Below are 14,691 nucleotides of genomic sequence, written 5' to 3'. Positions count from 1 at the left end.
CGGATGTTAGACAGCAGTAAGCGACATACGCAATGACCGTTGCACATCACGCAACGCACCTTTTCGAGGAGGCGCCATGGCCGCCGACAACGCAGTCGACCGCTCCGCCGGACGACTCGCCCGGGAGCTCGACAGGCTCGCGGACGAGCGGGTCGACCACCGCTTCAAGGGCCTGCCGCCGGACGCGGAGGGGCTGACGGTCGGCGAGCTCGCGGCCCAGCGCCGGAACCTCTTCACGGGCGGTTTCACCACCCCCGTCCTCGCGCTCTCCGCCGAGCGCCTCGAACACAACCTCGCGCTGATGGAGGCGTACTCCGAGCGCCACGGCCTCGCCTTCGCCCCGCACGGCAAGACGTCCATGGCGCCGCAGCTCTTCGCCCGTCAGATCGAGCGGGGCGCGTGGGGCATCACCCTGGCCGTGCCGCACCAGGTGCGGGTGGCGCGTGCGTACGGCATCGAGCGGATCTTCCTCGCCAACGAGCTGGTGGACGCGGCGGCGCTGCGCTGGATCGCCGGTGAGCTGGACGCGGACCCCTCCTTCCGCTTCATCTGCTACGTCGACTCCGAGGCCGGTGTCGCCCTGATGGACGCCGCTCTGCGCGAGGCGGGCGCGACGCGTCCCGTCGACGTCGTGGTGGAGCTGGGCGCGGGTGACGGGGCGCGTACCGGTGTGCGTACGGAGGCCGAGTGCGTGGAGATCGCCAACGCGGTCGCGGCGGCGGACACGCTGCGGCTCGTGGGCGTCGCCGGTTACGAGGGCGAGGTGCCGGAGGCGAATCCCGAGCGCGTACGGGCCTGGCTCGGCCGGCTCACCGCGCTCGCCGTCGAGTTCGACAAGGCGAACCGGTTCGCGGATCTGGACGAGATCGTCGTCAGCGCGGGGGGCAGCGCGTGGTTCGACGCGGTGGCGGACGTGTTCGAGGAGATTCCCGAACTGTCGGTGCCGGTACTGAAGTTGCTCCGCTCCGGGGCGTACGTCTCTCATGACGACGGCCACTACCGCCATCTGACCCCCTTCAACCGCATCCCGGACGAGGGGGCGCTGCACCCCGCGTTCCGCCTCTGGACGCAGGTGGTGTCCCGGCCCACGCCCGAGCAGGCGTTCACGAACGCGGGGAAGCGGGACGCGGCGTACGACATCGACCTGCCCGAGGCGCAGGTCGTCCACCGGGGCGGGGTGGACCGGCCCGCGACGGGGGTCACGGTGACGGGGCTCTCCGATCAGCACGGGTGGGTCCGTACTTCTCCGGAGGCGGATCTCGCGGTGGGTGACTGGGTGGGTCTGGGGCTCTCGCACCCGTGCACGTCGTTCGACAAGTGGCAGCTGATTCCTCTGGTCGAGGCGGACGGGACGGTCACGGAGTACGTCCGCACTTATTTCTGACCCCTGGGTCTTGGGCGGGGTCCTGAACCGCCGCTCCGCGGCGGATCTTTCCCACCCACCCACCCGATCACCCCGCGGCCGGGTCCGCGGACGAAGAACCCAACCCGCCGCTCCGCGCCGGAACCTCTCCCGCCCGCCCACCCCCCAGCGCGGGGTGGGCGGGCGGGGGCGCCGCTCCCCACACCGGGCGGTTGGGGAGCCGTCGCTCCGCGACGGGACCCCTCCCACCCGATCACCCGGCAGCCGCCAACGGTGCTCAAGCCCCACCAGGGCCACCCGCACCCGATATCGAGAGCCGCACGGGTGGTGCGGGTGGGAGCAGCAATCCGGCCGGAGGCCGGGTGCACCACGTACAGCCCGCAGCCAAGCGAGAAGAGAGGCACCGCCATGGACCTGGTCATCCGGGACGCACGCGTCATCGACGGCACCGGAGGTGCCTCGTACCGAGCCGACGTCGCCGTACGCGAAGGCAGGATCACCGAGATCCGGAGGGAAGGCGCAGGCCCCCGCCTCTCGGGGGCCCGGACCCTGGACGCCCAGGGCCTCGCCCTGACCCCCGGTTTCATCGACATGCACGCCCACAGCGACCTCGCCCTCCTCCGCGACCCGGACCACAGCGCGAAGGCCGCCCAGGGCGTGACCCTGGAGGTCATCGGCCAGGACGGCCTCAGCTACGCCCCCGTGGACGACCGCACCCTCGCCCAGGTCCGCCAGGCCATCACCGGCTGGAACGGCGACGGCAGCGACATCGACTTCGACTGGCGCACGGTCGGCGAGTACCTGGACCGCCTCGACCGGCAGGGCACCGCCGTCAACGCGGCCTACCTCATCCCGCAGGGCACCGTCCGCATGTACGCGCTCGGCTGGGACGACCGCCCGGCGACCCCCGCCGAGGTCGAGCGCATGAAGCAGCTCGTCGCCGAAGGCATGGAGCAGGGCGCCGTGGGGATGTCCTCCGGGCTCACCTACACCCCCGGCATGTACGCCGACGACTCCGAACTCACCGAACTCTGCAGGGTCGTGGCCCAGTTCAACGGCTACTACTGCCCCCACCACCGCAGTTACGGCGCCGGCGCACTGCAGGCGTACGAGGAGATGGTGAACCTAACCCGTACCGCGAACTGCCCCCTCCACCTCGCCCACGCCACCATGAACTTCGGCGTGAACAAGGGCAAGGCGCCCGACCTGCTCGCGCTCCTCGACGACGCCCTCGCCCACGGCGCCGACATCACCCTCGACACGTACCCCTACACCCCCGGCTGCACGACCCTCGTCGCCATGCTGCCGAGCTGGGCCAGCGAGGGCGGGCCCGACGCGATCCTCGCCCGCCTCCAGGACGACGCGACCGCCGAGAAGATCCGCCACCACATGGAGGTCATCGGCGCCGACGGCTGTCACGGCGTACCGATCGAGTGGGACACGATCGAGATCTCCGGTGTCTCCGACCCGGGGCTCGCCTCCTGCGTCGGCAAGACCATCGCGGCATCGGCGGCCCAGCGCGGCGAGGAGCCCTGGATCACCGCCCGGCGCCTCCTCGTCAACGACAAGCTCGGCTCGACGATCCTCCAGCACGTCGGCCACGAGGAGAACGTCCAGGCGATCATGCGGCACCCCGTGCACACGGGCGGCAGCGACGGCATCCTCCAGGGCTTCAAGCCGCACCCGCGCGCGTACGGCACGTTCCCCCAGTACCTCGGACGCTACGTACGCGAGCTCGGCGTCCTCACCCTGGAGGAGTGCGTCGCCCACCTCACCGGGCGCCCGGCGGCCCGCCTGCGTCTCGCCGACCGCGGTCTCGTCCGCGAGGGCTACCGCGCCGACCTGGTCCTCTTCGACCCGGAGACGGTCGCGGCGGGCTCCACCTTCGACGCGCCCCGCACCCTCCCGACGGGCATCCCGCACGTCCTGATCGACGGCGAGTTCGTCATGAAGGACGGCCACCGCACGGACGTCCTCGCGGGCCGCTCCGTGCGCCGCACCCCGTAGGTCCCGCCGCTACCACCGACCCGCTTTCCTCACTTCTTCTTGCCCTTGATGTCGATGTGGGCGTTGAACTTCGCGCCCACGATCGTCACGAACACGTTGCCCTGCCGGCCGCGCGTGGCCAGGGTGTCCCCGACCTGCCCCTTGCCGAGGGCCTCCTTGTCCTGGATCGCGGTCGAGTAGAGGTTCGTGAACTGGTTGTAGCGCTGCGCGGCCAACTCGGCGGCCTCCTCCCACTCCTCCTGGAAGGAGGCGTACTCGGCCTCCGTCATGCCGGAGCCGAAGGTGAAGTTGGGGTGGTTGGCCTGCTCGTAGTGGTGCCTGCACAGGTCGAGGAGCGAGCCGGCGCTGCTCTTCGCCCCGACCGCGTTCACGAAGGAGTCGGCCTGCTTCTTGATCTCCGCCGTGCGTTCCGCCACCCGTTCCGCGCGCCGCTGTTCGGCCACGTCGTCGTCGAGGGTCTTCCTGGCCGCCGCCAGACCGTTGTTCTTGTCCTCGTAGGTCGCGACGCGCACAGAGGCCTCGCGCTTGCGCTGCGGGATCAGCCCCCAGGGGAGGCCGATCGACTCGCTGTACTCGGTGAGCAGTTCGGTCGCTTCCGTCTCGTCGTTCGCGTACTCCACGTGACCGATCATCTTGGTCATGGTGTCCCCTTCCTCCCCGCCGGTCCGTCCGGCGACGAGTGCCGCGGGCAACGTCTCACCGGAGCGGACCGCCGTCACCGGGTGGCGGCGGGTCCGGTTCGCGGCGGGAGCGGATCGCGTCGGGGGCCGAGCGCAGGAAAATCCCACTCCACGCCGACCGTGCGGGCTAGGAGTGGGATTTTCCTGCTGTTCCCGCTACCTCTGGGCGGCGGCCGCCGGACGCGGCAGCTTGCAGCCCTTGCGGGTGAGGTCGATCTTGCTGTCGTGGCCGACGCACGGAACGATCCCGTACGTCTGCTGGGCGTAGTTGATGCCGTGCCGGACCGTCACGTTGCCCTTGCGGTCCACCTCACAGGGGTTGTTGAGGGTGCAGCGCTCGCCGTCCTCGTTCCCCGTGTTGTTCACCGCGGTGACCTTTCCGGTCTTGTGGTCGATCACCGGGGAGCCGGACGTGCCGCCGATGGTCTGGCACTCGGGGGTGTAGCGGACGGAGTCCTTCCAGGTCCACTCCCCCTCCTTGAGGCGGTACGCGAACCCGTCGATCTTGCAGGTGTACGTCTTCTTCCAGTAGCCGGAGACGACGGTGATCGCCCGCTTCTTGACCGGGTGGGCGTCCTCGATCTCCAGCGCCTTGATGCCGTACTTCTTCTTGATGTCGGCGTAACTCGTGGTGAGTTGATAGAGGCTGATGTCGGTGTCGGTCATCGTCGCGTACGAGATCTTGCTCGCCGTGAGCGTCGCCTTCTCCGCGCCCTTCGCGTCGAGCAGCTTGAAGGTGCGGGTGGACGGCTGGTCGACGATCACCTCGCCCGCCGCCGGGAATCCGCTCTCCAGGCAGTGGCCGTTGGAGAGGACGAGTGCCGGGTCGTCCGACTTGGACTGGGGCACCCGGACGACGGAGCCCGAGCAGTTGCTGAGCGCGACGGTCCCGGCGAAGTCGACGCCCTTCGCCGCGGCCTCTCCCGCCGTCGGCTTCGAGGGTGCGTCGGCCGGAGCCGCGACCGCCGGTGCGGAGCCGAACCCTACGAGGGTGAGGGCGAGTAAGCCGCCCGCGAGAGCCTTCTTCATGTGTGGAGCCCCCCTTGTAGCCGAGTGTGGCCGGCCGTTGGAGCCGTGTGGCCGTGCCCTGTGTGGTTGTCATGGGCATTCTTTGGGGGGCACGGATAAGGGACAAGGGGCGAGAACTCTTGCATTTCGTCGCGACGGCGGAGGCGGCCCGGCCCGGAGCAGGCCGCCCCCGTCGTCGTCGCGTTCCTTACGGCTTCGGAAGCTCGCAACCCTCTCGGCTGAGGTCGATCTTGTTGCCGGGGGCCACGCACGGCACGATGCCGTACGTCTGCTGGGCGTAGTTGATGCCCTCGCGGACCGTCACCTTGCCGTTCTCGTCGACCTCGCACGGGTTGTTGTCCGTGCACTCCTCGCCGCTCTCGTTGCCGGTGTTGTTGACGGCGACGACCTTGCCGGTCGCGTCATCGATCACCGGGGAGCCCGAAGTGCCGCCGATCGTCTTGCAGTCGGGGGTGTAGCGGACCGAGTCCTTCCAGGTCCAGTTCCCCTCCTTGAGGCGGTGGGCGAAGCCGTCGATGCTGCACTTGTACATCTTCTTCCAGTAGCCGGAGGCGACGGTGATCGCCGTGCCCTGCTCCGGCCGCGCCGCGTTCAGCTCCAGCGCCTTGATGCCGAACTTGCTCTCGATCTCGCTGTACGTGCTGGTGAGTTCGTAGAGCGAGAGGTCGGTGTCCGTCATCGTCCCGTAGGCGATCTTGCTCGCCTTGACCGTGCCCGCGTCGCCGCCGGCGGCGTCGAGGAGGGTGAAGCCGCGCGAGGACGGCTTGTCGACCACGACCTCGCCGGGCGCCGGGAATCCGGCCTCCAGGCAGTGGCCGTTGGACATCACGAGCGCCGGGTCCTCCGGCTTCGAGTCCGGCACCCGGACGACGGAGCCGGAACAGTTGCTCAGCGCCACCGTGCCCGCGAAGTCAACCGCCTTCGCCTTGGCGGGCCGTGCGTCGCTGACGGCCGTCGCGGGCACCGCCGTTGCTCCGAGGAGCAGGGCGGAGAAGCACGCGACGACGAGAGGCTTGTGCATGTGGGGGGTCCCCTCTGTTGACTATGCGACCGAAGTTGCTTCGGTTTTGTCATGCGCATTGTTGGGGGTACTCGGCCGCGAGAACAAGACCGCATGCGGACACAACTGACCGCTGAGAGGACACTCCCGGGTCAGCGGCACATCGGACCGGCCCCCTCCGCCTCCCGTCACACGGCCGGGGGACACTCCCCTCCCCGACGTGGCGCAAAACACGAGGCGGGTGTCCTTACGCGCCCGTAAGCTCGCGGACATGCAGGTCATCCAGTCGACGAAGCTCGCCAACGTCTGTTACGAGATCCGGGGCCCGGTACTCGAGGAGGCGATGCGGCTGGAAGCGGCGGGCCACCGCATCCTGAAGCTCAACACGGGCAACCCCGCGGCCTTCGGGTTCGAGTGCCCGCCGGAGATCCTGGAGGACATCCTCCGCAACGTCGGCGACGCGCACGGCTACGGCGACGCGAAGGGCCTCCTCGCCGCCCGCCGCGCGGTCGTCATGCACAACCAGACGCTGGGCATCGAGACCGACGTCGAGCACGTCTTCATCGGCAACGGCGTCTCCGAGCTCATCGTCATGGCCATGCAGGGCCTGCTCGACGACGGCGACGAGGTCCTCGTACCGGCTCCGGACTATCCGCTGTGGACGGCCGCGGTCTCGCTCTCCGGCGGCACGGCCGTGCACTACCGCTGCGACGAGCAGGCGGACTGGATGCCGGACCTCGCCGACATCGAGCGCAAGGTGACCGACCGCACCAAGGCGCTCGTGATCATCAACCCGAACAACCCGACGGGCGCCGTCTACAGCGAGGACATGCTGCGCGGCCTGACCGACATCGCCCGCCGCCACAACCTCCTGGTCTGCTCGGACGAGATCTACGACAAGATCCTCTACGACGGCGCGACCCACACGCCCACCGCCGCCATCGCCCCCGACCTGCTCACCCTCACCTTCAACGGCATGTCGAAGGCGTACCGGGTGGCCGGCTACCGCGTCGGGTGGGTGGCCATCTCGGGCCCGAAGGCGCACGCGTCCTCGTACATCGAGGGCCTGACGATCCTCGCCAACATGCGTCTGTGCGCGAACATGCCGGGCCAGCACGGTGTGGTCGCCGCGCTCAGCGGGCGGCAGACCATCACCGACCTCGTACTCCCGGGCGGGCGGCTCGTGGAGCAGCGCGACACGGCGTACGACCTCCTTACGCAGATCCCCGGTGTGAGCTGCGTGAAGCCGAAGGGGTCGCTCTACCTCTTCCCGCGGCTCGACCCGAAGGTCTTCAAGATCAAGGACGACCGCCAGATGGTGCTCGACCTGCTGCGGGCCGAGAAGATCATGGTCGTGCACGGCACCGGCTTCAACTGGCCCGAGCCCGATCACTTCCGGGTCGTCACGCTGCCCACGGCGACGGATCTGGCCGAGGCCGTGACCCGCATCGGCAACTTCCTGGACGGCTACAGCCAGCCCTAGCCCCGGACCGTTAACCCGACTCAACTTTAGACAGAATCTAATGTAGGATGGCTTTCAAGCTACCCGCCAGGAGGCCATCCCATGTACGAGCCGATCCGCACCAAGTCGGTCCACGCCATGGCCGACCCGGGCGACTTCCCGCACCGCTCCCGCGAGGAGGAGCTGGACATCCAGCTCGCCGCGCATCTGGCGGCGCTCCTCGCCGTCACGGACGAACTGCGCGCCCTCGCGCCCTCCGCCGACCTGGACGACGCCGCCGAGCAGCTCTCGTCCGAGGTGGCCCGGCTGCGCGGCGGTCTGCCGCCCGTCCGCTCGGCCGTGGTGACCGCGATCCACGAACCGCACCTCAGCGCCCTGCACCAGCGCGCCCACGCCCTCGCGGGCCGGGCCCTGGTGGTGGCCGCGTCCCGCGCCGACACCGCGGCGGCGATCCTCGCCGCCCACCGCATGGACGCACACGCGGGCGCGGCCCGGCTGGTCGGCGCCCACTGAGCTGCCGCTCCCATGAACGGCCCCGGTCCGAACGCCTCGAGGCGTTCGGACCGGGCGCCACCTACCGCGCTAGCCGGTCACCCGCACCGTCGCCTCGGCCGACGAGCCCGAGTGCAGGTCGTCGCCCTCGTAGCTGACGGCGTAGACGGTCTTGCCCCGCTTGTTCGGCAGGTCCCTGACCTTGAACGTGCCGTCGGCGGCGACCGACGCGGACGTCAGCTCGCCCGTCGTGCCGAACCGGTCGGTCCGCGTCACCTTCAGGGCGATCCCGGACGGCAGCGCGCGCCCCTGCCCGGTCAGCTTCCCGGTGATCTCGACGCCACCCGCACGGGTCGCCTCGGCGGGCGCCGTCAGCTCGATCGAGGTCGGCGCCTTCGCCACGTCGACGGTGAGCGTGACGTCCTCGGCGGGGCGGTGCGTGACATCGCCGAGGAACCGCAGCGTGTACGTCGCCTCGCCGAGCCGGTCCGGTACGTCGAGGACGGTGAAGCTGCCGTCGGCGGCGACCTTGGCGGACGCCACCTCCGTCGTGCCCTCCGCGTCCTTGCGGACCGCCTCGACCTTCACCGGCTCCGCGGGCGCGGGCCCGTCGAGCTCCAGCTTGCCGCGGATGCCGAGCGGCTCACCGACCACGGGCTTCGACGGCGTGGTGCTCAGGGTGCCGGAGAAGCGCGAGTCGTACTGGGCGGCCGGGGGCTTGATGATGTGCAGCCAGTACTCGTTGCCGAGCGCGTTCGTGGTCACGGCGAACAGCCGCTGCCCGTCCTTGGACCAGTCGAGGCCGCGCGGCACGACACGGTTGCCGTCGAGCGTGCCCTCGAAGGCGAACTCGAACGGTGTCGTGCCGTCCGCCGGATCGGCGGGCTGCACGAGGAGATCGGCGGTGCTCCCGGAGGCCGCGGCGCCGCGTGCCACGTACTTCCCGTCGCCGCTGAACGCCACCGCGGAGGACTTGGCCCCCTCGGGCAGCGCCTGGTACTGCGTGCCGGTGTCCGAGAGGTCCCCCGCGTTCAGGAGCCGGGTGCCGTACGCGGCGTCCGCGACCGCCACCCGCTTGCCGTCGGCGCTGACCGCCAGGTCCTTCAGCTGCAGCGCACCCTTGCCCTCGCTGTCGGCGAAGCGTCGTACGGCGTCGCGTACGGGGTTGTCGCCGTCGGTGTTGAAGGAGGCCAGGAACGGGTCGGCGTCACCGGGGCCGGCCTCCTGCCCCATGAAGAACCGGTTGGCGCCGTCGGGAGCGGCCTCCAGGTTGAGCCTGCCCTTGGCGTTCCAGCCGGTCCGGGCGAGCGTGCCGCCGACGAGGCTGTCCAGATTGCTCTGCGCCGCGGGACAGTCGGAGATGTTGTCGCTGGACTGCGACGTCCACCACACCTTGCTGCCCGTGACGGCGACCTCGCGGCCACAGGTCTCGTCGTACGCGTTGGTGGATGCGGTCAGCTTGAACGTCGTGGTGTCGTACTCCGCGATCCGGGTGCGCTCCCCGACGTACAGCGTGGAGCTGTCCGCGCTGAGCGCCAGGCCCGACACCCGGTTCGTCGTGGTCCAGGAGCTGAGCTTGTGCCCCTGGAAGTCGTAGACCGCGATGAGGCCGGGGTTGCTGTAGCTGCCCCGGTAGTTGTCCGAGACGAAGACCCGCTCGTGCGCCGAGTCGACGGCGATCGCGGAGTACGAGGAGATCGGCAGCTTCGCCACCTCGTCCGACGGAGTTGCGGCATGTGCGGCGGGTGTCCCGACGGCGACCAGGCCGGCCGAACCGAGGACCACCGCGAGCGCGGCGCCCGTCGCACGTCTTAACCGCTGAGACTTCTTCAACTTGGCCCCCCACAGGCTCTTTTGGGGCGCGCGTCGATCAGCGGCCCCCCGTGTGGGGTCATTGAAACATGTGAGGGGCATGTGAAGGCGGCGTATGCGAGATGCGGATATACGCGGATGAGCCCCGCACGTACACGCGGATGAGCCCCGCACGCCGTTGTGCGGGGCTCATCCGGAATGCGCGGTACGTCTAGCCGAGACGCCGCACCAGGGCGCGGTACTCGTCCCACAGCTCCTTGGGCGTGTGGTCGCCGAAGGTGTTCAGGTGCTCGGGGACCAGCGAGGCCTCGTCGCGCCAGACCTCCTTGTCGACCGTGAGCAGGAACTCCAGGTCAGCCTTGTCCAGGTCGAGGCCCTCGGTGTCGAGCGAGTCGACGGTCGGCAGGATGCCGATGGGCGTCTCGACGCCGTCCGCCTTGCCGTCGAGGCGGTCCACGATCCACTTCAGGACGCGGGAGTTCTCGCCGAAGCCGGGCCACACGAACTTGCCCTCGGCGTTCTTCCGGAACCAGTTCACGTAGTAGATCTTCGGCAGCTTGGACTGGTCGGGCTTGTCCGCGCCGACCTTGACCCAGTGGGCCATGTAGTCGCCCATGTTGTAGCCGCAGAAGGGCAGCATCGCGAAGGGGTCGCGGCGCAGCTCGCCGACCTTGCCCTCGGCCGCGGCGGTCTTCTCGCTGGCCACGTTGGCGCCGAGGAAGACGCCGTGCTGCCAGTTGAAGGACTCCGTCACCAGCGGCACCGCGCTGGCGCGACGGCCGCCGAAGAGGATCGCCGAGATCGGCACGCCCTTGGGGTCCTCCCACTCGGGCGCGATGATCGGGCACTGTGAGGCGGGCGTGGTGAAGCGGGCGTTCGGGTGGGCCGCGGGGACGCCTGACTCCGGCGTCCAGTCGTTGCCCTTCCAGTCGGTGAGGTGGGCGGGAGTCTCCTCCGTCATGCCCTCCCACCAGACGTCGTTGTCGTCGGTGAGCGCGACGTTCGTGAAGACCGAGTTGCCCCACAGGGTCTTCATGGCGTTGGCGTTGGTGTGCTCGCCGGTGCCGGGGGCGACGCCGAAGAAACCGGCCTCGGGGTTGATCGCGTAGAGCCGGCCGTCCTCGCCGAAGCGCATCCAGGCGATGTCGTCGCCGATGGTCTCGACGGTCCAGCCGCGGACCGTCGGCTCCAGCATGGCGAGGTTGGTCTTGCCGCAGGCGCTCGGGAACGCTGCCGCGACGTACTTCGACTCTCCCTGCGGGGGCGTCAGCTTGAGGATCAGCATGTGCTCGGCCAGCCAGCCCTCGTCGCGCGCCATGACGGAGGCGATGCGCAGGGCGTAGCACTTCTTGCCGAGCAGGGCGTTGCCGCCGTAGCCCGAGCCGTACGACCAGATCTCGCGGTCCTCGGGGAAGTGCGAGATGTACTTCGTGGAGTTGCAGGGCCACGGCACGTCGGCCTCGCCCTCGGCCAGCGGCGCGCCGAGCGTGTGGACGGCCTTCACGAAGAAACCGTCCTCTCCGAGCTCGTCCAGGACGGCCTGACCCATGCGGGTCATGGTGCGCATGGAGACGGCGACGTACGCGGAGTCGGTGATCTCCACACCGATGGCGGACAGCGGTGAGCCGACCGGCCCCATGCAGAACGGCACGACGTACATCGTGCGGCCGCGCATCGAGCCGCGGAAGACGCCGCCCTCGCCGCCCGAGCCCTGGAAACTGTTTCCTTCTCCGGTAAAGATGGCCCGCATCTCGGCGGGGGCCTTCCAGTGGTTGGTCGGGCCCGCGTCCTCTTCCTTCGCCGAGCAGATGAAGGTGCGGTCCTCGACGCGCGCGACGTCGGTCGGGTCGGAGGCCGCGTAGTACGAGTTGGGGCGCTTGATCGGGTCGAGCTTCTTGAACGTGCCCTTGGCGACGAGCTCCTCGCACAGGCGCTCGTACTCGGCCTCGGATCCGTCACACCAGACCACGCTGTCCGGCTGCGTCAGTTCGGCGATCTCGTTGACCCAGGAGACGAGCTCCCGGTGGTTGGTGGGGACAGTGCCCAAAGGCTCTGCGAGAAGGGGAGCCGCGATGTCGCGCGCCACGATTGCTCCTATACGAGGGGTTTATAGGTTTGTTGCCCCGTGGGGGCTGCGACCCGGACGCTTCACGTGGTGTTCCCTCTGGCGCTCATCCGGTGCCGACCGCACTCATTTGATCATCCGACGCATCCGCGCATATGTCCAGAGGGCCTCACAGGTGAGCGGCGTGAGTATCGCCACTCGCCAGGTGGGCCTTCCGGTCACGAATCCGTCACTTGTACGCTCGGGTATCACCGTGAGCATCGCCACTCGTGCGTCACGGTCCCCCCATGACTGATGCCTAACTTACGGTTGCGTAGGTACGATGCCGATATGACCGCTCCCGTCCCTGACGCGATCACGAACAACCAGGACACCAGCCGCGATCCGGCCGCCGACTCGGCCTCCCGCTCCGAATCGTCCGTGCTCGACGCCCTGCCGCTTCCCGACCTCGAAGAAGTGAAGCCCAAGATGCGCGGCTGGCTGCACGCGGGAATGTTCCCCGCCGTGCTCGTCTCGGGCCTCGCGCTTCTGGCGCTCACCGACTCCACGCGCGCGCGGATCGCCTGCGGGATCTACGTCCTGACGGCCTGCCTGCTCTTCGGAGTGAGCGCGATCTACCACCGGGGCACCTGGAGTCCGCGCGCCGACGGCGTGCTGCGCAGACTCGACCACGCCAACATCTTCCTGATCATCGCGGGCACGTACACCCCGCTGACGATGCTGCTCCTGCCCGGCTCGAAGGGGCAGTGGCTCCTCTGGGGCGTATGGGGCGCGGCGGTGGCCGGCATCCTCTTCCGGGTCTTCTGGGTCGGCGCGCCGCGCTGGCTCTACACCCCGTGCTACATCGCGATGGGCTGGGCCGCGGTCTTCTTCCTGCCCGACTTCATGCGGGCGGGCGGCATCGCCGTTCTGGTCCTGGTGATCGTGGGCGGCCTGCTCTACAGCGCGGGCGGCGTGATCTACGGCATCAAGCGCCCCAACCCGTCCCCGCGGTTCTTCGGCTTCCACGAGGTCTTCCACTCCCTCACGCTGGCCGCCTTCGCGGTGCACTACGTGGGCATCTCGATGGTGGCGTACCAGCACGGATAGCACCTGACGGGCACTGCGCCCGCCCCCTCCTCCTCATGGCCGCGGCTTTCGAGCCGCGGCCATGTGCGTGCGCCTGGGCGCGCCGGAGCTCATACGACTTGACCGTGACTCCTATTTGAGAGTTACTCTCAATTCATGGCCACTGTCACAAACTCGTCTGCCACGCACCGGCAGGACCCACGCCGCTGGTGGGCGCTCGCCGCCCTGGTCGCGAGCATGCTCGTGCTCGGTTTCGACATGACGATCCTCAACGTCGCCCTGCCGACGATGGCCGGGCAGCTGGACGCGAGTACGGGCGAGCAACAGTGGATGGCGGACGCGTACGTCGTCGTGTTCGCGGCCCTGATGCTCCCGGCCGGACTCCTCGGCGACCGGTTCGGCCGCCGCAGGATGCTGATCACCGGGCTCGGGATCTTCCTTCTGGGCTCGCTGATCGGCACCCTCGTCGACTCCATCGAGCTGGTCGTCGTGGCGCGCGCGGTCATGGGCATGGGCGGCGCGCTCGTCATGCCCCTCGCCCTGGCCGTGCTGCCCGCGCTCTTCGCACCCGGCGAGCGGACCAAGGCCGTCGGCATCGTCTCGGCGGCATCGGCGCTCGGCGCGCCGCTCGGGCCGATCGTGGGCGGCTGGCTCCTGGACCACTTCTGGTGGGGCTCGATCTTCCTGATCAACGTCCCGATGGTCGCGATCGGCATCACCGCCTGCGTCTTCCTGCTCCCGGAGACGACCGACCCGTCGTCCCCGAAGGTCGACGTCGCCTCCACCGCTCTCACCGCGGCAGGGCTCGGCGCGCTCATCTACGCGATCATCGAGGCCCCCGTACGCGGCTGGGGCGACCCGCTGATCCTCGCCATGTTCGGCGGCGCGGCCGTCCTGATCACCGCGCTCGTCCTGCGCGAGCGGAAGATGCCGCGCCCGATGCTCGACATGTCGCTGCTGCGCAACCGCGGCTTCCTGCTCAACACCATCGCGGCGACGCTCGTCATGTTCGTCCTGTCGGGCCTGATGTTCGTGCTTCCGCAGTACCTGCAGGCGGTGCTCGGCCATGACGCCTTCGGCACCGGCGTGCGGATGCTGCCGATGATGGGCGGTCTCATCGTCGCGTCGCGGGGCGCGGAGCCCGTCGTGCGGAAGTTCGGCCCGCGTGCGGTGATCAGCGCCGGGCTCATCGTGCTCGCCTTCGCGGCGATCCTCGGCAGCCGCACGACGGCCGACTCCGGGTACGGCTTCACCGCGCTGTGGCTCACCATCGCCGGCCTCGGCTTCGGCTTCGCCGTCGTGCCGTCCATGGACTCGGCCCTCGGGGCGCTTCCCGTGGAGCGGGCGGGTTCCGGCTCCGGGCTCATGATGACCGTGCGGCAGGTGGGCAGCGCCGTCGGCATCGCGCTGCTCGGCTCGCTGCTCTCCAGCGTGTACGTGAACCGGCTCGACACCGGCAAGATCCCGGACGCGGCGGCGGACGCCGCGGGCGAGTCGGTGGTGGCCGCCCACGCGGTCGCCGAACGGCTCGGGGTGTCGCGCCTCGCCGCCTCCGCCGACGAGGCGTACATCGACGGCATGGTGACCGTCCTCCTCGTCAGCGGCATCGCGGCGCTGGTCACCGCGCTGTTCGTGGCGGCGCTGCTGCCGAAGGCGCCCCCGCCGCCGGACGACGCCGACCTGGCACGGCAACCGGAGGATGCCCGACAATGA

Annotated in this window: 11 protein-coding genes; 6 read left to right on the top strand and 5 right to left on the bottom strand. The window is 69.6% G+C overall.

The annotated features are described in order from the left end of the window. Nucleotides 1–76 precede the first annotated feature (76 nt). Together ACWFRU_RS15990 and ACWFRU_RS15985 are read left to right on the top strand one after the other, a co-directional pair. Nucleotides 77–1,384: an amino acid deaminase gene (locus tag ACWFRU_RS15990; protein WP_453687301.1), complete on the top strand. Its 1,308-nt coding sequence runs from the start codon at nt 77–79 to the stop codon at nt 1,382–1,384. A gap of 387 nt (nt 1,385–1,771) precedes the next feature. Next, complete coding sequence (locus ACWFRU_RS15985) at nt 1,772–3,370, top strand: N-acyl-D-amino-acid deacylase family protein (RefSeq protein WP_453687299.1); 1,599 nt, start codon at nt 1,772–1,774, stop codon at nt 3,368–3,370. A gap of 29 nt (nt 3,371–3,399) precedes the next feature. Here the strand turns inward: ACWFRU_RS15985 and ACWFRU_RS15980 are convergent, their stop codons facing one another. The 3 genes from ACWFRU_RS15980 to ACWFRU_RS15970 form a co-directional block, all read right to left on the bottom strand. Next, nucleotides 3,400–4,011, bottom strand: a complete 612-nt coding sequence (locus tag ACWFRU_RS15980; RefSeq protein WP_453687297.1) for a hypothetical protein — start codon at nt 4,009–4,011, stop codon at nt 3,400–3,402. Between the two features lie 195 nt (nt 4,012–4,206). Next, nucleotides 4,207–5,079 carry a trypsin-like peptidase domain-containing protein gene (locus ACWFRU_RS15975; protein WP_453687295.1) on the bottom strand — a complete coding sequence of 291 codons (873 nt, stop codon included), beginning with the start codon at nt 5,077–5,079 and terminating at the stop codon, nt 4,207–4,209. A 187-nt stretch (nt 5,080–5,266) separates the two neighbouring features. Beyond that, nucleotides 5,267–6,100: a S1 family peptidase gene (locus tag ACWFRU_RS15970; RefSeq protein WP_453687294.1), complete on the bottom strand. Its 834-nt coding sequence runs from the start codon at nt 6,098–6,100 to the stop codon at nt 5,267–5,269. Nucleotides 6,101–6,350: 250 nt separating this feature from the next. Here ACWFRU_RS15970 and ACWFRU_RS15965 point away from each other — a divergent pair, with 250 nt between their 5' ends. Together ACWFRU_RS15965 and ACWFRU_RS15960 are read left to right on the top strand one after the other, a co-directional pair. After that, nucleotides 6,351–7,562: a pyridoxal phosphate-dependent aminotransferase gene (locus ACWFRU_RS15965; protein WP_453687292.1), complete on the top strand. Its 1,212-nt coding sequence runs from the start codon at nt 6,351–6,353 to the stop codon at nt 7,560–7,562. A gap of 81 nt (nt 7,563–7,643) precedes the next feature. Then, nucleotides 7,644–8,054, top strand: coding sequence for an SCO4983 family protein (locus tag ACWFRU_RS15960; protein WP_453687290.1), 411 nt, complete (start codon nt 7,644–7,646; stop codon nt 8,052–8,054). Nucleotides 8,055–8,123: 69 nt separating this feature from the next. Here the strand turns inward: ACWFRU_RS15960 and ACWFRU_RS15955 are convergent, their stop codons facing one another. Further along, nucleotides 8,124–9,866 (bottom strand): Ig-like domain repeat protein, encoded by a 1,743-nt coding sequence (locus tag ACWFRU_RS15955; RefSeq protein ID WP_453687289.1) that lies wholly within the window; start codon nt 9,864–9,866, stop codon nt 8,124–8,126. Nucleotides 9,867–10,056: 190 nt separating this feature from the next. Then, nucleotides 10,057–11,931, bottom strand: a complete 1,875-nt coding sequence (locus tag ACWFRU_RS15950) for a phosphoenolpyruvate carboxykinase (GTP) (RefSeq protein ID WP_453687287.1) — start codon at nt 11,929–11,931, stop codon at nt 10,057–10,059. Nucleotides 11,932–12,240: 309 nt separating this feature from the next. Here ACWFRU_RS15950 and trhA point away from each other — a divergent pair, with 309 nt between their 5' ends. Continuing rightward, a complete protein-coding gene (gene trhA, locus ACWFRU_RS15945) occupies nt 12,241–12,999 on the top strand; it encodes a PAQR family membrane homeostasis protein TrhA (protein WP_453687285.1) in 759 nt (252 codons plus the stop codon). Between the two features lie 135 nt (nt 13,000–13,134). After that, a complete protein-coding gene (locus ACWFRU_RS15940) occupies nt 13,135–14,691 on the top strand; it encodes an MFS transporter (RefSeq protein WP_453687283.1) in 1,557 nt (518 codons plus the stop codon).

Source organism: Streptomyces sp. NPDC055099 (assembly GCF_053607685.1).
This window is presented reverse-complemented; position numbering and strand designations above follow the sequence as displayed.